This is a genomic window from Streptomyces sp. yr375, assembly GCF_900110755.1.
Taxonomy (GTDB): domain Bacteria; phylum Actinomycetota; class Actinomycetes; order Streptomycetales; family Streptomycetaceae; genus Streptomyces.
In genome coordinates, this window is the sequence record NZ_FOFF01000007.1 from 77,819 (window position 1) to 95,177 (window position 17,359).

Consider the following 17,359-nt stretch of genomic DNA (forward strand, 5'->3'; position numbering starts at 1 on the left):
TGCACCGGGAGGCGCCGGGTTAAACGCCCGGTGCCTCCAGCGCCCCGGGTTCCACACGTGTGGGTGACGAAGGGTGGCCACGCAGTCACGTAACGTCGCAGTCGTGATCGAACCGCACGTGTCGGCCCCACCCGGTCCCCCGCCGTCCTGGCGCGGGCCCGCGAGGCTGCCCGTCCGGCCGGACACCGGGCGGCTGCTGGTCCTCGCGTGCGTCTTCGTCTGCGCCGCCTGCGGACTCGTCTACGAACTCGAACTCGTCGCCATCGCCTCCTACTTGACGGGCGACTCCGTCACCCAGGCCTCCGTCGTGCTGTCCGTCATGGTCTTCGCGATGGGCCTCGGCTCGCTCGCCGCCAAACGGCTGCGCCGGTTCGCCGCGGCCGGCTTCGGCGCCCTGGAGGCGACCCTCGCCCTGGTCGGCGGCTCCAGTGCCATGACGCTGTACGCGGTCTTCGCGTGGACGGGCGACTGGGGCGGCCTGTGGGCCGAGGGCTCCCGGATCATGCTGGTCGCCTTCTCCGTCGCCATCGGCCTGCTCATCGGCGCCGAGGTCCCGCTCCTCATGGAGCTGATCCAGCGCATCCGCCGCCAGGACGCGGGCGGCGCGGTGGCCGACCTGTTCGCCGCGGACTACGTCGGCGCGCTCGTCGGCGGCCTCGCCTTCCCCTTCCTCCTGCTCCCCTTCCTGGGCCAGTTGACGAGCTCGCTGCTGACCGGCGGCGTCAATGTGATGGCGGGCGCGGCCCTGGTCCTGGGCCTGTTCCGGCGCGACCTGACCTGCCGGGCCCGCTGCCTGCTGCTCGTCGCCAACATCACCGTCCTCGGCGTCCTCGCCTCCGCCGCCGTCCTCGTCGACGACTTCGAACGGGCGGCCCGGCAGGCGGTCTACGGCGACCACGTGCGGGTCGCGGTGCAGACCGGCGTCCAGGAGATCGTCCTCACCGGCGGCACCGCCCACCACCCCCTCGACCTCTACCTCGACGGCCGCCTCCGCGCCGACGGCGGCGACGAGCGCCGCTACCACGAGGCGCTGGTCCACCCCGCGATGACCGGCCCGCACGCGCGCGTGCTGATCCTCGGCGGCGGCGACGGCCTGGCCGCCCGCGAGGCCCTCACCCACCCCGGCGTGCGCCGCGTCGACATCGTCGACCTGGACCCCGGCCTGGTCCGCCTCGCCCGCACCGACCCGGCCCTCTCCCACCTCAACGCGCACGCGTACGGCGACCCGCGCGTCCACGTCTCGACCGCGGACGCCTTCCAGTGGCTGCGCGGAGCGCCGCCGACGACGTACGACGTGGTCGTCTCCGACCTGCCCGACCCCGCCATCACGGCGAGCACCAAGCTCTACTCCCAGGAGTTCTACGCCCTCGCCCGCCGCGTCCTGGCCCCCGGCGGCCGGCTCGTCGTGCACGCGGGCCCGGTCACGACCCGCCCGCGCGTGTTCTGGACGGTCGATACGACGATCCGCGCGGCGGGCCTGCACACCACCCCCTACGTCGTGACCGGCCACGACACCTCCCGAGCCCCCCGAAACTGGGGCTTCGTCCTGGCCACGGTCACCCCCACCCCCACCCCACCCCTCCGCCTCACCCTGACCCAGACCCGGACCACTTTGACGGAGGCCGCCCAGGCGGCGGAGAAGACGCGGGTGCCCGACCTACGACCGTCCACACTGGTGCACCCGCGCTATTAGGCCGCACAATCCAGCCCGTCCGGCGTTTGAGGACGAGGCCCCTCAAGGGCCGAAGCGGGGGCTCGGGGGCGGCAGCCCCCAGCAGGTCAGGCACCAACACCGAGCACCGATCCACCAGACGGCAAGGCAATCCCGGCCCCCACAGGTAGGCTCCCGCTACATGGAGCAAGAGGTGTTCGTTCCAGTCCCGGCCAAGCGGCTGCAAGCAGCCCTCGCCGATCCCGCGCAGGTCGCCCGGGCGGTCCCCGGGCTCCAGCAGGATGTCGGCACCGAGCCCGTCGCCGGCCGGCTCAAGGTGCGGATCGGCGGCCACACCATCACCTACCGGGGCACCGTACGTGTCGTACCGCGCGCGGACGGTGCGTACGCCGTCGAGGGCGACGCGACCGAGGCCCGGGGCAGCGGCGCGGTGAAACTGGCCCTCACCCTGCGCCTGCGGGACGCCGACGCCGGCACGACGCTCCGCTTCGAGGGGACGGCGTCGGCGGACGGCCGCGTCACCGAACTCCCGCCGGAGGCGGTCGACTCGGCGGTCACCCGCCTGCTGAACCGCTTCGCGGGCAACCTGGGAGCGGGCGCGGCCGTACCCGAAGACGAACCCGCCGACGACGTAGAAGACGCAGACGTGGAAGACGTACACGTAGAAGACGCAGACGTGGACGACGTACAAGACGCACAAGCCGTACACGACATCGACGAACCCCCGCCCCCCACCCCCGTCTTCGAGGACCTCACCGCCCCCCGGGAGCCGCCCGCCGAGGCCGCGCATGCGCGTCGGACGATGATCGGGCGCAGCGCCGAGGAGGTGGACCACGCGCCGCCGCGTGGGCGCTACGCGCCGGTCCCGGCCCCGCAGACCGTCGTACCGAACAGCACCCTGCGCTGGGCGGCGCCCGCGGCGGCGCTGGTCGTGGCGTCGGTGATCGTGGTGGGCAGGGCGCTGCGCCGACGCGGCTAGGGCGTCTGCGCCACGGACCCGTAGGGGCGGCCCCAGTAGGGTCGTCCCGTGAGTAGCGAAGACATCACGCTGACCGCGGGCGACGCGGAAGCGACCGTACAGCCGGGCAACGGCGGCCGGGTGGGTGGGCTGCGGGTCGGTGGGCTCGAACTGCTGCGGCAGGGGGAGCGGTTCGGGTGCTTCCCGATGGTCCCCTGGTGCGGGCGGATCCGGGACGGCCGGTTCCGCGACGGCGGGTCCGTGCATCAGATGCCGCTCAACGCGGCGCCGAACGCCATCCACGGCACCGTCCGCGACGGCGTCTGGAAGGTCGCGCGGCAGACGGCGGACGAGGTCGTGCTGACGTACGACCTGGTGGCGCCGTGGCCCTTCACGGGCCGGGTCACCCAGGTGGTCACGCTGGCCGAGGACGCCCTGACGCTGGCGATGGCCGTGGAGACGTACGACTCGTCGTTCCCGGCGCAGATCGGCTGGCACCCCTGGTTCAACCGCAACCTCGGCGGCGAGGACGGTCAGGACGTACAGGTCTCCTTCGCGCCGGCCTGGCAGGAGGAGCGCGGCGACGACCATCTGCCGACCGGCGAGCGCGTCGAGCCGAAGCCCGGCCCCTGGGACGACTGCTTCGGCATGCCCGGCGGCGTCGACGTCACCCTCACCTGGCCGGGACAGGTGGAGGTGAAGGTGACGAGCCCCGAGGAGTGGGTCGTCGTCTACGACGAGCAGGAGGCGGCGGTGTGCGTGGAGCCGCAGACCGGCCCGCCCGACGGCCTGAACACGCACCCGCGCCTGGTCACCCCGCTCGAACCCCTGGAGGCGACCACCAGGTGGAGCTGGACCCGCCTCTAAGCTGAGGGGCATGACGGACGTGGATGTACGCGGCGCGCTGCTGCGGCAGATCAAGGACAAGGCCGTGGTGCACGGCAAGGTGACCCTGTCGTCGGGGCTGGAGGCGGACTACTACGTCGACCTCCGCCGCGTCACCCTCGACGGCGAGGCCGCCCCGCTGGTCGGGCAGGTGCTGCTCGACCTGACCGACGGGCTGGAGTTCGACGCGGTGGGCGGTCTGACGATGGGCGCCGACCCGGTGGCCGGCGCCATGCTGCACGCGGCCGCCGCGCGCGGCCGGAAGCTGGACGCCTTCGTCGTGCGCAAGGCGGCGAAGGCGCACGGGTTGCAGCGGCGGGTGGAGGGTCCGGACATCGCGGGCCGGCGGGTGCTGGTCGTCGAGGACACCTCGACCACCGGCGGTTCGCCGCTCGCCGCCGTGGAGGCGGTGCGCGAGGCGGGCGCCGAGGTGGTGGCCGTGGCGACCATCGTGGACCGGGCGACCGGCGCCGACGAGAAGATCCGCGAGGGCGCCGGGGTGCCGTACCTGTTCGCGTTCTCCAAGGACGACCTGGGCCTCGACTGACCCGCCCGACCATGTCTGGAAAGATGGGGACGACGATGACGTCGCACCCCAGGTTCAGGTCACAGCCGTAACCGCAGACCTGGTTCACGCCACGCAGCACTCCAACCCGCACACCCAAGGAGCGGACGAATGCCCATCGCAACCCCCGAGGTCTACAACGAGATGCTCGACCGGGCGAAGGCAGGCAAGTTCGCCTACCCGGCCATCAACGTGACCTCGTCCCAGACCCTGCACGCGGCGCTGCGCGGCTTCGCGGAGGCGGAGAGCGACGGCATCATCCAGATCACGACGGGTGGCGCCGAGTTCGCGGGCGGCCAGTACAGCAAGGACATGGTGACGGGCTCGCTGGCCCTCGCCGAGTTCGCGCACATCGTCGCCGAGAAGTACCCGGTCACCGTCGCGCTGCACACCGACCACTGCCCGAAGGACAAGCTCGACGGGTTCGTCCGGCCGCTGCTGGCGATCTCCGAGGAGCGCGTGAAGGCGGGCCGCAACCCGCTGTTCCAGTCGCACATGTGGGACGGCTCGGCGGAGACCCTCGCCGACAACCTCGCCGTCGCGCAGGAGCTGCTGGCCCGCACCGCCGCCGCGAAGATCATCCTCGAGGTGGAGATCACCCCGACCGGTGGCGAGGAGGACGGCGTCTCGCACGAGATCAACGACTCCCTGTACACGACGGTCGACGACGCGGCGCGCACCGTCGAGGCGCTGGGTCTGGGCGAGAAGGGCCGCTACCTGCTGGCCGCGTCCTTCGGCAACGTCCACGGCGTCTACAAGCCGGGCAACGTCGTGCTCCGCCCCGACCTGCTCAAGGAGCTGAACGAGGGCATCGCCGCGAAGTACGGCAAGCCGGCCGGCTCGCAGCCGTTCGACTTCGTCTTCCACGGCGGCTCGGGCTCCTCCCCGGAGGAGATCGCGGTCGCGCTGGAGAACGGCGTGGTCAAGATGAACATCGACACGGACACGCAGTACGCCTTCACGCGTCCCGTCGCCGACCACATGTTCCGCAACTACGACGGCGTCCTGAAGGTCGACGGCGAGGTCGGCTCCAAGAAGACCTACGACCCGCGGACCTGGGGCAAGCTGGCCGAGGCGGGCATGGCGGCGCGCGTCCTGGAGGCCACGCAGAACCTGCGCTCGGCGGGCCAGAAGATCAAGTAACTCGGTCCCTGTACCTGTTCATGTCGCGAGCCCGGTGCCCGAGCACCGGGCTCGCGGTGTGCGGGGGGCCAGCCGGGGCCATCGACCGCATGCCGGGGCTATCCGCGGGGGCTGGGGGTATACCTGGGAGCATGCCCGACGTCCGGATGGCCTCGCCCCAGGGCAAGTGGATCCTGTTCGCCACCGTGCTCGGCTCCAGCATGGCCCTGCTGGACTCGACCGTCGTCAACGTCGCCCTCCCGCGTATCGGCCGCGACCTGGACGCCGACCTGGCCGCCCTCCAGTGGACCGTCAACGCGTATCTGCTGACGCTGGCCGGTCTGATCCTGCTCGGCGGCTCCCTGGGCGACCGCTACGGGCGGCGCAAGGTGTTCGTGATCGGGGTGGTGTGGTTCGCCGCCGCCTCGCTGCTGTGCGGCATCGCCCCGAACGCCGGGGTGCTGATCGCCGCGCGAGCCTTGCAGGGCATCGGCGGCGCGCTGCTCACGCCGGGCTCGCTCGCGCTCATCCAGGCCTCCTTCCACCGCGACGACCGGTCGCGGGCGGTCGGCCTGTGGTCCGGGTTCGGGGGCATCGGGGCGGCGGTGGGCCCGTTCCTGGGCGGCTATCTGGTGGACGGCCCCGGCTGGCGCTGGGTGTTCCTGCTGAACGTGCCGCTGGCGCTGGTCTGCGTACCGGTGGCGCTGCGGCACGTGCCCGAGTCCGGGGACGGCCGCAGGCACGGCCGCTTCGACGTCCTGGGCGCTGCCCTGGGCGCGCTGGCACTGGCCCTCGTCACGTACGCCCTGATCGAGGCGGGCAGCGGTCCCCTGGGGGTCGTGGTGACGGTGGCGCTGGCGGGCGTGGCGACCGGGGTGGCCTTCGTGGTCGTGGAGCACCGCCGCCCGGACCCGATGCTGCCGCTCGACATTTTCGCGTCCCGCCAGTTCACGGCCGTCAACCTGGTCACCCTGTGCGTGTACGCGGCGTTCGGCGGCTTCTTCTTCCTCTCCGCGGTCCAGCTCCAGGTGGTGGCCGGCTGGTCGGCGCTCGGCGCGGGGACGGCGCTGCTGCCGACGACGGTGCTGATGCTGCTGCTTTCGGCCCGCTCCGGCGCGCTGTCCGAGCGCATCGGGCCGCGCATCCCGCTCACCGTGGGCCCGCTGCTGTGCGCGGCGGGGATGCTGCTGATGCTGCGCGTGGGCCCCGACGCCTCGTACGTCGCCGACGTCCTGCCCGCCGTCCTGGTCCTGGGCCTCGGCATGGTCTCCCTGGTCGCCCCCCTCACCGCGACGGTCCTGGCCTCGGTGGACGTCGCCCGGGCGGGCCTGGCCAGCGGCATCAACAACGCGGCGGCCCGCGCGGCGGGCCTGGTGGCGGTGGCCGCCCTCCCCCTCCTCACCGGCATGGGCCAGAACTCCTACCGCTCCCCGGACGCCTTCAACGACGCCTTCGGCCGAGCGATGGTGCTCTGCGCGGCGGCCCTCACCCTGGGCGCGGCCCTCGCCTTCACGACGGTACGCCGCCCACCCCCGGACTGCCGCACCCCGGAATGCAGAACCCACGGCAACGTGCTGGCTCCACCGCTGGAGGGGGAACGGGCGAAGGGGCGGCTTTCGTAGGGCACTGAAGCGGGGAGCGCGGATCCAGCCTGCCCGGCTGCGGGGCGGGGACGGATGCCGTCCCGAGCCCCCGCCCACCCGCTGGGGGCGGCGCCTCTCAACGCCGGCCCGCATAAATCAGCCCGTCCGGCGCTTGCGGACGAGGCCCCTTAAGGGCCGACAGCGGGGTCTGGGGGCGCAGCCCCCAGCGACCACCGCGCCCACCCCGAGTCCCACTCGGGGCACACTGGACGCATGTCCATTCACGAAAACCTCCTCGGGGGCCCGCCCCCGACCCACCTCCCCGACGACCCCGAGCCCCGCGAGCTCCTCGCGAACGGCACGGCCCCCGCCGACGTCGCCGCGAAGTACCCGACCTCCTCCCTGGCCTGGGCCCAACTCGCCGACGACGCGTTCGAGCGGGGCAGCGTGGTGGAGTCGTACGCGTACGCCCGTACGGGGTACCACCGCGGCCTGGACAGCCTGCGCCGGAGCGGTTGGAAGGGCCACGGCCCGGTGCCGTGGGAGCACGAGCCGAACCGCGGCTTCCTGCGCGCCCTGCACGGCCTCGCCCGCGCCGCCCAGGCGATCGGCGAGCAGGAGGAGTACGAGCGCTGCACGCAGTTCCTGAAGGACTCCTCGGCGAAGGCCGCCCAGACACTCGGCTAGCCCGCAGCACCCGCAGCACCCGCAATACCCGTAGCACCCGCAGTACCCGCAGTACCCCTAGGTGGGGTACATGTGGACCCGTCCGGTACGGATGTGACCGGACGGGTCTTGCGTTTTCGGGCCCGGATTGCGCAGGATTCGCGTGGGGACCGGGGCCACCGTGTCGAGAACGGCAGGGGCGGACCGCTACCCGGAGTACGTATCAGGAGACAGCGATGTCCCAGCAGGCTCAGCCTTCCCAGGAGATTCCAGAGGCTTCGGAGCCCGAGACCCCGCATCTCGACTTCGCCGGCACGACCCCCTACGAGGACTACGTCAAGGCCGACGTCCTCACCCACCTCCAGCACACCCTCTCCGACGACCCCGGAGAGATGGTCTTCCTGGTCACGACCCAGGTGATGGAGCTGTGGTTCACGGTCATCGTCCACGAGTGGGAGACGGCCGCCGGCGCCCTGCGCGCGGACGACGTACCGACGGCGATCGCCGCGCTGAAGCGCTCCGTGCGCGAGCTGGAGGCGCTGAACGCCTCCTGGCGGCCGCTCGGGCAGTTGACCCCGGCCCAGTTCAACGCGTACCGCGCCGCCCTCGGCGAGGGCTCAGGGTTCCAGTCGGCGATGTACCGCCGGATGGAGTTCCTGCTCGGTGAGAAGTCCGCGTCCATGCTGGTCCCGCACCGCGGCGCGCCCCGCGTCCACGCCGAGCTGGAGAAGGCGCTGCACGAGCCGGGCCTGTACGACGAGGTGCTGCGGCTGCTGGCCCGCCGCGGCCACGCGATCCCGGCCGCCGTCCTGGACCGCGACATCGCGCAGCGCTACGAGCCCACGCCGCAGGTCGAGGCCGTGTGGACGGCCGTGTACTCGGGCGACGAGAGCGACGAAGTCGCGCGCCTCGGCGAGGCGTTGACGGACGTCGCCGAACTGGTGTGGCGCTGGCGCAACGACCACCTCGTCGCCACCCGCCGCGCTATGGGCGCGAAGGCGGGCACGGGCGGCTCGGCGGGCGTGGCCTGGCTGGAGAAGCGCGCGCAGAAGAACGTGTTCCCCGAGCTGTGGACGGCGAGGTCCCATGTCTGACGAACTCGCCGCCACGGCAAAGGAATTGGACGCGGGCGACGAACTGGCCGCCGTCCGCGCCCGGTTCGTCCTCGACGACGTCGTCTACCTGGACGGCAACTCGCTGGGCGCGCTGCCCGCCGCCGTCCCCGCGCGCATCGAGGACGTCATCCGCCGCGAGTGGGGCGAGCTGCGCATCCGTTCCTGGGGCGAGAGCGGCTGGTGGACGGCGCCCGAGCGGATCGGCGACCGGATCGCCCCGCTGGTGGGCGCGGCGGCCGGCCAGATCGTGGTCGGCGACTCGACAAGTGTCAACGTTCTCAAGGCACTTGTCGGCGCGGTACGCCTCGTGGACGACGCCGAGGACACCGGCGACATCCGGGAGCCCGGCTACACGGGAGTCGTACGGGACGAGATCGTCGTCGACGCGACGACCTTCCCCACGGACGGCTACATCGCCGAGTCCGCCGCCCGCCTCACCGGCCGCACGCTGCGCCCGGTGCCGCCGGGCGAGGTGCCGGCCGCGCTGTCGGAGCGTACGGCGGCCGTCCTGCTCAACCACGCCGACTACCGCACCGGACGCCTGCACGACCTGCCGTCGCTCACCGCCGCCGTGCACGCGGTGGGCGCGATCGCCGTCTGGGACCTGTGCCACAGCGCGGGCGCCCTGCCGGTGGGCCTCGACGAGCACGGCGTGGACCTCGCGGTCGGCTGCACCTACAAGTACCTGAACGGCGGCCCGGGTTCACCCGCGTACCTGTACGTCAGGCGCGAGCACCAGGACCGTTTCGACTCGCCGCTGCCCGGCTGGAACTCGCACGCCGAGCCCTTCGGCATGCGGGAGGACTACGAGCCGGCCCGGGGCGCGCTGCGCGGGCGCGTCGGCACCCCGGACATCCTGTCGATGCTCGCCCTGGAGACGGCCCTCGACGTCTGGGAGGGCGTCTCGATCGAGGCGGTGCGGGCGAAGTCGCTGGCCCTCACGGACTTCTTCCTGGAGTGCGTCGCCGCGTACGTCCCCGAGGGGCGGGTCGAGTCGCTGACTCCGGTCCGTCACGAGGAGCGGGGCAGCCAGGTGGCGCTGCGCTGCGCGGACGCCCGTGAGGTGATGCGGCGGCTGATCGAGCGCGGGATCGTCGGCGACTTCCGCCGCCCGGACGTCCTCCGCTTCGGCTTCACCCCGCTGTACGTCGGGTTCGCGGACGTCGAGCGGGCGGCGCGGATCCTGGCGGAGGAACTCCGCTGAACTCCGCTGAACTCCGCGGCGGAATCGCGCTGACCGGCTGATTGAGCCGACAGGCCCTCCTGGGCGTACTTGGGGGTACGCCCAGGAGATCGGCATCCCCTGACGGCCGGCCGCGAGGGGTGACACCACCGCAGAACCGTTTACCTCTCACCGTGCGTGATATCCGCGTGTCCGCGCACGTCACGGGCCTGATACCGTCCCGGCCAACGGCCGAATCTCCGATGGTCCGCCAAATCCGTTTCGCCGCTGAGAGGTTGGAGCATGCCGGACGACGTTGTCGCAGCCCGGGCCGCCGCCGAGGAGAAGTCGCTCTTCGGATATCCGCCCGTCGCCCCCGACGTCACCATGACGTACGGCGACCACCCCGACCAGGTGATCGACTTCTACGTCCCGCGCGTGCAGACGGGCCCGGGCGGCCCCGTCCCGCTCGTCGTCGTCCTGCACGGCGGGGCCTGGCAGCCGCGCTACGACCGGCGGCACATCACCCCCTTCGCGGACTTCCTGGCCCGCCGCGGTTTCGCCGTGGCCAACGTGGAGTACCGCCGAGGCGCGGAGACCGCCGAGACCGGCTCCTCGACGGCGGGCTGCTGGCCCGACACCTTCGACGACGTCGCCGCCGCCCTCGACGCGCTCCCCGCCCTCGTCAAGGAGGCCGTGCCGCAGGCCGACGCGCGCCGTACCGTGCTCACCGGCCACTCGGCGGGCGGCCACCTCGCCCTGTGGGCGGCGGCCCGGCATGTGCTGCCCGCCGACGCCCCCTGGCGCACCAGCGGCTCCGCCGCACTGCGGGGCGTCGTCGCCCTCGCCCCGATCGCCGACTTCGAGGTCGCCGGGAAACTGAACGTCTGCGGCGGAGCCGCCCGCCAACTCCTGGGCGGCGAGGCGCAGTTCGAGGAGCGACGCCCGTACGCCGACCCCACCCTCCTGCTGCCGACCGGCGTCGCGACGACCCTGGTCCAGGGCCGCACCGACGTCGTCGTCCCCCAGGCCGTCGCCGAGGCATACGCGGACGCGGCGGCCAAGGCGGGCGAGGTGGTGGGCCTGACCCTCCTGGAGGACGTCGGCCACTTCCCCCTGATCGACCCGGCGGCGGACGCGTGCGCGGTGGTGGCGGAGGAGATCGCCCAGTTGGCGTGGTGAGACCCCGCCGAACCCGACGTACTCGGACCCGTAGTACTTGAGAAGGAGCTGCGGGAACCCCTCTCACTGGTGACGACGGGGACCCCCGGCCGCGCCTACCGTTTTGAACGTGACCGACACGACGCGAACGCACCCCCCGTATCCGGACGGCCCGGCCGACTCGGCTTATCCAGGCGACTCGGCCGACTCGTACGAGGCCTATCGGCCGCGCAGCCCGGAGTTCCGGGCGGCCGTGGACGCTCTGCGCGGTATGTGGCAGGACCTGTTCCATGACGCGTTCGCGTACCGCCCGCTGCCGCGCAAGGAGCCCACGGGCCGGCTCGGGCGCAGTCTGCGGGGCCGTAAGCGGGAGTACGCGTCCTGGTCGCGGCATGCGCTGGTCGGCGCGGGCGGCGCGCTGGCGATGCTGATCGCCTGGGCGGACGACGGCGCCGGCCTGCTGGGCGTCATGACCGGCCTGTTCGTCCTGGCGCCGGTGCTGATGACGCTGGTGCGGCCGGTGGGCGCGTTCTGGCTGTCGCTCGCGTCGACCCTGGCGGTGTCCGTGGTCGGCACGGCCTACAGCAACTGGCCGTGGCTGCCCGCGAGTTTCCTCTCCCACCTGCTGGTCCTGACGGTCGTTGCGATACGCACCCGGCCGCGCACGGCGGCCTGGATGTGGCTGCTGACGGCGGCCTACGGGTTCGTCGCCGAGACCGTCTTCGGATGGGAGCACTACAGCACGAACATCGCGCCGATGCTGGTGTTCTCCGCGATCGTCCTGCTCGCCGTCACCGTCTGGCACATCCGTCGGCAGGCCGAGCAGGAGGTCACCGCCCAGCAGACGGTCACGGCGCACGAACGCTCCCGCCGCACCCTGCTGGAGGAGCGCACCACGATCGCCCGCGAGCTGCACGACGTGGTCGCGCACCACATGTCGGTGGTGGCCATCCAGGCGGAGGCCGCGCCCTACCGGGTGGAGAACCCGCCGCCGGAGCTGGAGAAGGCCTTCGCGACGATCCGGGAGAACGCGGTGGCGGCGCTCACGGAGCTGCGCCGGGTGCTGGGCGTGGTCCGCGCCGAGGACTACGAGGTTCCCGACGCCCCGCAGCCCACCCTCGCCGAGCTGGACGGGCTCCTCGCCAACGTGCGGGAAGCCGGCCTGGAGGTGGAGAAGGGGGTCACCGGAGCGGTGCGCGAGCTGCCGCAGGGGGTGGAGCTGTCGGCGTACCGGATCGTCCAGGAGGCGCTGAGCAACACGCTGCGGCACGCGCCCGGGGCGAGTGCCCGGGTGGAGGTCGGGTACGTCCTGGGCGGGCTGGGCCTGCGGATCGTCAACAGCGCCCCGCCCAACCCGTCCCTGATCAAGCCCTCGCCCGGGGCCGGTCACGGCATCACGGGCATGCGGGAGCGGGTGACCATGCTGAACGGCGGGATGACGGCGGAGCCGACGCCGTCGGGCGGCTACGAGGTGACCGTGTTCCTGCCGGTGGCGGCCGCGAGCGAGGGTGGAGCATGACGATCCGGGTACTGATCGCCGACGACCAGATGATGGTGCGCGAGGGCTTCTCGGTCCTGCTGAACGCGATGCCGGACATCGAGGTCGTGGGCGAGGCGGTCAACGGCCGGGAGGCGGTGGACCGGGTCCGCGAACTGACTCCCGACGTCGTCCTGATGGACATCCGCATGCCGGTGCTCAACGGCATCGAGGCGACACGGGAGATCGTGGCGGCGGACGGCACGGCGAAGGTCCTGGTCCTGACCACCTTCGACCTGGACGAGTACGTCTACCAGGCGCTTCGCGCAGGGGCCTCGGGCTTCCTCCTGAAAGACGCGTCGGCCCGCCAACTGGCCGACGGGGTAAGGGTGGTGGCGGCCGGCGAGGCACTGCTCGCCCCGTCCGTCACCAAGCGCCTGATCACGGAGTTCGCGAAACTGTCCGACACCCCGCGGCTGTCCCCGACGGCCCAGGCGGCGTACGGCGACCTGACCGAACGGGAGACGGAGGTGCTCGTCCTGATCGCCCAGGGCCTGTCGAACCTGGAGATCGCCGGACGGCTGGTGGTGGCCGAGTCGACCATCAAGACCCACGTGAGCCGCATCCTCGTGAAACTCGGCCTACGGGACCGTACGCAGGCGGCGGTGTTCGCGTACGAGGCGAGGCTGGTGACGCCCGGCTAGCGGAGGGGGAGGAGCCGCGGCGGCCATGATCGTTTCTGCGGTGAATCCACTGCTCCGGACGGGTGAGCGGCCGTCTCCCGGCCTGTCGACGATCGTGGGGGACCGGCTAAACCCACGTACATGATCAAGAACCTGACGCGCGGACTCACCGCGCTCACCATGACCGCCCTGACCACCCTGCCCGTCCTCGGGGCCGCCCCCTCCGCCGCGGTCCCGCCGTCCTTCCAGATCATGACGGCACTGAACAGCAAGTGCCTGGCCTCCAACGGCGACAACGTCGAGGTGCAGACCTGCAACCGGGGCACCGGCAACCAACTCTGGTTCTGGGAGGCGGGCAAGCTGGTGAACGTCGCCGAGTTCCACTGCCTGGACGTCCGCAACGGCGAGCTGAACGCCCCGGCTCAGGTCGTCGGCGACTGCCACGGCCTGGCCAACCAGCGCTGGAAGAAGGAGGGCGAATGGCTGCGCACCGAGGTCAACAACCAGTGCCTGAGCATCCAGAACAACGGTGACCCGAGCGAGCACGCCGGCATCAACCTCCGCAACTGCGGCCCGAACGCCTGGCAGTTCTGGCGCCTCCCCAACCCCTCCTGACCCCAGCCCGCCCGGCCCCCACCTACCCGAGCCGCCCGAGAAACGCCCGCCAACTCTCGGGCGAGACGGTGAGGTGGGGGCCGTGGGGGTGCTTGCTGTCGCGGACGGCTCGGCCGCCCCATGCGTCGGAGGTTGTAGACGCAGGGGCGGCTGATCCTGGAGTCAGCGCAGTGCTTGCGCCACGCGGTGACTCAACCTCTCGTCGTGGAGGGCGTCGACCGTTCGCCAGGCGGCGTCGGAGACTTCCTCGGTCTGTAGTTCGCCGATGTCGGCGGTGGTGCGGAAGAGGAAGCGGAAGTCGAAGTGCTGGTGGGCGGGCTCGCCCTTGGCCGGGTTGGCTTCGATGGGGTGGATGTCGATGTGGAGGGGGGTCTCGCCGTGCGGGGTGATGACGCGGGGCGGGATGCCGGTCTCCTCGGCGAGCTCGCGGCCGGCGGCCTGTAGGAGCGTCGCGTCCGAGGGCTCCAGATGACCACCAGGCAGCAGCCACTTCTGGGTCGCGTTGTGGAGAATGTGCAGGATGCGGCCGTCGGGGCCGACGAGGATCGCTCCGGCGGTGACGTGGCCGGGCAGGGTCTTGCGGCTGGTGAGGTCGTCCCCGTCGGCCAGGAGGCCGAGGACGACGCCGAGTTCGCGTTTGTCCTCGGGGTGCTCGTCGAGGTAGGCGGCGATGGTGGTGCGGATGTGGTCTGCCGTGATGGTCATGGTGATCACCTGTTGAAGTAGGAGAGCCAGGTCGCCGCGATGGCTTCGCGGTCGGGTGCGGGAACCTCATGGATGCCGGGGGCGAGGTCGCCGCGGGTGAGCATCCTGATCGCTGCGAGGATCTCGGCCTGGACCAGGAAGATGAACGGCCCGACGCCGGCGCCGTGGATGAAGTTGACCGCGTTGCCGCCGTTCGCCAGATAGAAGTAGTGGCCGGTGGTCTGGTAGCGGGTGACGTGGTCGCCGACCTGCGTGCGGGTGTAGACGCCGGGGAGTCCGGCGAGATCGAGTTCGTCCTCGCTGCTGGTGACGGTGGCGACGTAGGCGCCGTTCCGCAGGTGGGAGAAGTCCTCGCCGCGGAGGGAGACGGCGCCGGTCGCGCAGAGCACCAGGCCGGCCCCCGTCAGGGCGGCTTCGCGGTCGCGTGCGACGGTGAAGCCCTGGGACAGGGCCTGGGTGCGGCGGACGGGGTCGATGTCGAAGACGGTGACCTGGACGCCCTTGGCGTGCAGAAGCCGGGCGATCGAAGAGCCGAGCTTGCCGAAGCCGATCACCAGGGCCGGGCGGCCGTGGAGGATGTCGCCGCGGTCGCGCATGACGGCCTCGGTGGAGAAGACCACGGACTGGCCGACGAGGAAGTCCTCGGGGTCCTTCAGCGGTGAGCGGGCGACGGAGATGACGGGGCACGGCAGTTTGTCGAGGTCCTCGTAGCGGCGGTGACCGTTCTCGGTGTCCTCGATCACCCCGGCGAGGTGTCCGGTGAAGCGGCTGTGGACCTCGGCGAGGCTGGGGGCGAAGTAGCCTCCGACGTCGAGCAGACAGACCGTCTCGCCTGTGGCCCGGGACTCCAGGTAGTCCAGGGCGGCACCGTGGTCGGTGAACATGTCGCGGGTGAGGGCGTCGACCGGGACGGTCTGCTCGACCTCACGCTTCGCGGCCGGGTGGACGGACTTGGGTTTGGGCAGCACCGCGGTCAGCCGGGTCATCGTGGCGACCGCGCGGACGAACGCGGGACGCTCGGCCAGCATGTGCGTGATCAGGAACGACGCGGTCTGCTCTTCGGGGGCGAATTGGGTGGCGATCCGGGCGAAGTAGGCGTCCAGCCGGGCGCGTTCGAAGGTTTCCATGACAGTTCCCTCTCATCCGTTCTGTCCGGGGGCCGTGCGAGGAGATCCGGGTTCAGCGGGTGCGGGCGCGGCCCGGCAGGCCCCGGTCGGCCAGGGTTTCGGTGGTGAATGCCCGTGCCTGGCCAACCGACTCGGGCCGGGCCTCGAAGAACCGCTGTGTCGTCTTGGTCATCACGGTCCTCATGACTCGGCGTCCAGGACGCGGGTGGTGCCGGGATGGCGGCGGACGGGGCTGCTGCCGGGGACGGACGGGTGCGTGGGCCGAGGCTGCCGGACCAGCAGCAGCCTGGAGCCGGCCGCTTCGATCCGCCGCCCGCGTTCGGTGGCTATGGCCCTCGGCCCCAGGTGCGACATGGCCGGGGCGACGACGCCGTAGACGTCCGGCAGCGCGAGCACGTCCAGCAGCCCGGTGAACGCCGCCGAGGCGGGCCCGGCGGCGGCGTCGCGGTCGGTGAAGACGCCGGACAACTGGAGTTCGTGGCTGCGGCAGTACTCGGCGAGCGAGGCGACCAGCGCGTCCTGCCGCGCTCGGGAGACCCGGACCAGCCGCAGAAAGCCGTAAACGACCGGGCCGTTGACCGGGCGATGCTCCGTGAGGGGTTCCATGCTCAGGACCGTCCAGAAGACTCGACAAGTGGTGGCCCTCTGAGCGTGGCGTCCGGCCAACTCGCGGCCAATCACCGGCCGTTCTACTTCCGTTCCACTTTCGTCCCGCCGACTGCACGCATCTGCTTCGATGACCGGTGGAAGGGAGCGACGCGTGGCGACCGTGCACCACTGGACCGGCCTGGAGGCCAAGGCCCTGCGGCTCGCCCTGCGACTGAGCGTGCGGGCCTTCGCCCAGCGGCTCGGCCTGGCCGTCGCGACCGTCTCCAAGTGGGAGTCCAAGCTCGCCGAGACCGAGCCCAGACCTGACACCCAGGCCATTCTCGACACCGCCCTCGGCCGCGCGGACGCCTCCGTCCACCTGCGCTTCGAGACGCTCCTGTCCGAGATGACCAGCCCCCTGACAAGCGCCTGGCGCCGTGTCACCGCCTCCGGCCCCCGGGCCTGGGAGTACGAGTCCTGGGCCGACGATCTGGACCGCGTCGTGGTCGCCCTGTCCCGGCAGGACTTCCCCTTCGCCGACAGCCTCCTGACCCGCTGGCTGGGCCGGTTCAAGGCCCTCGAGCTGGACGAGAAGGGCCTGTATCTCTTCGCCCGCTCCACCGCCCTGCTCGGCGACCTCAAGCGCGACCAGGGCGTCGTGCTCGGCCCGCTGTCGGCCCAGCACTCCTATGCCGGCGCCCGCGCGGTCTTCACCCGGCTCGACATCCCCCGCCGCGTCGCCCAGCTCGACCTCTCCCTCGCCGTGGTCACCGAGATGTCCGGGAAGCTGGAGATCGCCGCCCGCACCTACGAGACCCTCGCCGTCGACGACCGGCTCTCCTGCCGCGACCGGGCCAGGGCCCGGCTGTGGGTGGGGACCGCGCTGAGCAAGGACGGCCGGCATGACTATGCGACCCGCGTCATGCAGGCCGCGACCCGCGACTTCGAAGACCTCACCGAACCGGACGACTGGTCGGTGGCCCATCAGAAACTCGCCCTCGCCCGCCGCGGCGCAGGCGACCTCACCCAAGCCCTGCGCTTCATCGACATCGCCCGCAGCAGCGGGACGACCGACTCACCGATGCAACGCGTGCGACTGGACACCGCTCATGGCCACATCCTGCTCTCCGACAAGGCGACCCGCGATGATGGACACCTCGTCCTCGACCAGGCCGCCCAGGTGGCCGCGCAGTACGGACTCGTGCACCAACTGCGCAGCATCGAGGACGTCAAGGCCATGAGTGGGGGGCCGACCGGCCCGCGGCGACAGTGACC

General features: G+C 71.9%; 18 protein-coding genes. 14 read left to right on the forward strand and 4 right to left on the reverse strand.

Annotation, left to right across the window (positions count from 1 at the left end):
- Nucleotides 1-103 precede the first annotated feature (103 nt).
- From BMZ82_RS10170 to BMZ82_RS10230, 13 genes are all read left to right on the forward strand, one after another.
- A complete protein-coding gene (locus BMZ82_RS10170; protein ID WP_093774016.1) occupies nt 104-1,693 on the forward strand; it encodes a polyamine aminopropyltransferase in 1,590 nt (529 codons plus the stop codon).
- Between the two features lie 160 nt (nt 1,694-1,853).
- Nucleotides 1,854-2,651, forward strand: a complete 798-nt coding sequence (locus BMZ82_RS10175; RefSeq protein ID WP_093774018.1) for an SRPBCC domain-containing protein — start codon at nt 1,854-1,856, stop codon at nt 2,649-2,651.
- Between the two features lie 48 nt (nt 2,652-2,699).
- Nucleotides 2,700-3,497, forward strand: coding sequence for an aldose epimerase family protein (locus BMZ82_RS10180; RefSeq protein ID WP_093774020.1), 798 nt, complete (start codon nt 2,700-2,702; stop codon nt 3,495-3,497).
- A gap of 10 nt (nt 3,498-3,507) precedes the next feature.
- Nucleotides 3,508-4,062, forward strand: coding sequence for an orotate phosphoribosyltransferase (gene pyrE, locus BMZ82_RS10185; protein ID WP_093774022.1), 555 nt, complete (start codon nt 3,508-3,510; stop codon nt 4,060-4,062).
- Nucleotides 4,063-4,191: 129 nt separating this feature from the next.
- On the forward strand, nt 4,192-5,223 hold the full coding sequence (gene fbaA, locus BMZ82_RS10190) for a class II fructose-bisphosphate aldolase (RefSeq protein WP_093774024.1): 1,032 nt from the start codon (nt 4,192-4,194) through the stop codon (nt 5,221-5,223).
- A gap of 131 nt (nt 5,224-5,354) precedes the next feature.
- Complete coding sequence (locus BMZ82_RS10195) at nt 5,355-6,824, forward strand: MFS transporter (protein WP_093774026.1); 1,470 nt, start codon at nt 5,355-5,357, stop codon at nt 6,822-6,824.
- A gap of 234 nt (nt 6,825-7,058) precedes the next feature.
- On the forward strand, nt 7,059-7,472 hold the full coding sequence (locus BMZ82_RS10200; RefSeq protein ID WP_093774028.1) for a DUF3151 domain-containing protein: 414 nt from the start codon (nt 7,059-7,061) through the stop codon (nt 7,470-7,472).
- Between the two features lie 215 nt (nt 7,473-7,687).
- A complete protein-coding gene (locus BMZ82_RS10205; RefSeq protein WP_093774030.1) occupies nt 7,688-8,545 on the forward strand; it encodes a tryptophan 2,3-dioxygenase family protein in 858 nt (285 codons plus the stop codon).
- Complete coding sequence (kynU, locus tag BMZ82_RS10210) at nt 8,538-9,770, forward strand: kynureninase (protein ID WP_093774032.1); 1,233 nt, start codon at nt 8,538-8,540, stop codon at nt 9,768-9,770. The genes BMZ82_RS10205 and kynU overlap by 8 nt, the downstream gene beginning before the upstream one ends.
- A gap of 261 nt (nt 9,771-10,031) precedes the next feature.
- Entirely contained in the window at nt 10,032-10,910 is an 879-nt protein-coding gene (locus BMZ82_RS10215) for an alpha/beta hydrolase (RefSeq protein ID WP_093774034.1), read from the forward strand.
- Between the two features lie 109 nt (nt 10,911-11,019).
- Nucleotides 11,020-12,408: a sensor histidine kinase gene (locus BMZ82_RS10220; protein WP_371271182.1), complete on the forward strand. Its 1,389-nt coding sequence runs from the start codon at nt 11,020-11,022 to the stop codon at nt 12,406-12,408.
- On the forward strand, nt 12,405-13,070 hold the full coding sequence (locus BMZ82_RS10225; protein WP_093774036.1) for a response regulator: 666 nt from the start codon (nt 12,405-12,407) through the stop codon (nt 13,068-13,070). The genes BMZ82_RS10220 and BMZ82_RS10225 overlap by 4 nt, the downstream gene beginning before the upstream one ends.
- A gap of 120 nt (nt 13,071-13,190) precedes the next feature.
- Nucleotides 13,191-13,664, forward strand: coding sequence for an RICIN domain-containing protein (locus tag BMZ82_RS10230; protein ID WP_093774038.1), 474 nt, complete (start codon nt 13,191-13,193; stop codon nt 13,662-13,664).
- A gap of 22 nt (nt 13,665-13,686) precedes the next feature.
- Here BMZ82_RS10230 and BMZ82_RS42670 read toward each other — a convergent pair whose 3' ends face one another.
- From BMZ82_RS42670 to BMZ82_RS10255, 4 genes are all read right to left on the reverse strand, one after another.
- Nucleotides 13,687-13,893 carry a DUF397 domain-containing protein gene (locus BMZ82_RS42670; protein ID WP_093774280.1) on the reverse strand — a complete coding sequence of 69 codons (207 nt, stop codon included), beginning with the start codon at nt 13,891-13,893 and terminating at the stop codon, nt 13,687-13,689.
- Nucleotides 13,827-14,369, reverse strand: a complete 543-nt coding sequence (locus tag BMZ82_RS10240) for an NUDIX hydrolase (RefSeq protein ID WP_093774040.1) — start codon at nt 14,367-14,369, stop codon at nt 13,827-13,829. The genes BMZ82_RS42670 and BMZ82_RS10240 overlap by 67 nt, the downstream gene beginning before the upstream one ends.
- A 5-nt stretch (nt 14,370-14,374) precedes the next feature.
- Nucleotides 14,375-15,496, reverse strand: coding sequence for an adenosylhomocysteinase (locus tag BMZ82_RS10245; RefSeq protein ID WP_093774042.1), 1,122 nt, complete (start codon nt 15,494-15,496; stop codon nt 14,375-14,377).
- A 180-nt stretch (nt 15,497-15,676) separates the two neighbouring features.
- Nucleotides 15,677-16,102: a hypothetical protein gene (locus tag BMZ82_RS10255; protein ID WP_093774044.1), complete on the reverse strand. Its 426-nt coding sequence runs from the start codon at nt 16,100-16,102 to the stop codon at nt 15,677-15,679.
- Nucleotides 16,103-16,256: 154 nt separating this feature from the next.
- Between BMZ82_RS10255 and BMZ82_RS10260 the strand changes: the two genes are divergently transcribed.
- Entirely contained in the window at nt 16,257-17,357 is a 1,101-nt protein-coding gene (locus BMZ82_RS10260; RefSeq protein ID WP_093774046.1) for a helix-turn-helix domain-containing protein, read from the forward strand.
- Nucleotides 17,358-17,359: the final 2 nt, after the last annotated feature.

Excerpts from the sequence above, each read along its gene's own strand:
- fbaA (WP_093774024.1), top strand. The coding sequence starts at position 4,192 with ATGCCCATCGCAACCCCCGAGGTCTACAACGAGATGCTCGACCGGGCG.
- BMZ82_RS10200 (WP_093774028.1), top strand. The coding sequence starts at position 7,059 with ATGTCCATTCACGAAAACCTCCTCGGGGGCCCGCCCCCGACCCACCTC.
- BMZ82_RS10205 (WP_093774030.1), top strand. The coding sequence starts at position 7,688 with ATGTCCCAGCAGGCTCAGCCTTCCCAGGAGATTCCAGAGGCTTCGGAG.
- BMZ82_RS10255 (WP_093774044.1), bottom strand. The coding sequence starts at position 16,102 with ATGGAACCCCTCACGGAGCATCGCCCGGTCAACGGCCCGGTCGTTTAC.
- BMZ82_RS10245 (WP_093774042.1), bottom strand. The coding sequence starts at position 15,496 with ATGGAAACCTTCGAACGCGCCCGGCTGGACGCCTACTTCGCCCGGATC.
- BMZ82_RS10195 (WP_093774026.1), top strand. The coding sequence starts at position 5,355 with ATGCCCGACGTCCGGATGGCCTCGCCCCAGGGCAAGTGGATCCTGTTC.
- BMZ82_RS10215 (WP_093774034.1), top strand. The coding sequence starts at position 10,032 with ATGCCGGACGACGTTGTCGCAGCCCGGGCCGCCGCCGAGGAGAAGTCG.
- pyrE (WP_093774022.1), top strand. The coding sequence starts at position 3,508 with ATGACGGACGTGGATGTACGCGGCGCGCTGCTGCGGCAGATCAAGGAC.
- BMZ82_RS10175 (WP_093774018.1), top strand. The coding sequence starts at position 1,854 with ATGGAGCAAGAGGTGTTCGTTCCAGTCCCGGCCAAGCGGCTGCAAGCA.
- kynU (WP_093774032.1), top strand. The coding sequence starts at position 8,538 with ATGTCTGACGAACTCGCCGCCACGGCAAAGGAATTGGACGCGGGCGAC.
- BMZ82_RS10225 (WP_093774036.1), top strand. The coding sequence starts at position 12,405 with ATGACGATCCGGGTACTGATCGCCGACGACCAGATGATGGTGCGCGAG.
- BMZ82_RS10240 (WP_093774040.1), bottom strand. The coding sequence starts at position 14,369 with ATGACCATCACGGCAGACCACATCCGCACCACCATCGCCGCCTACCTC.
- BMZ82_RS10230 (WP_093774038.1), top strand. The coding sequence starts at position 13,191 with ATGATCAAGAACCTGACGCGCGGACTCACCGCGCTCACCATGACCGCC.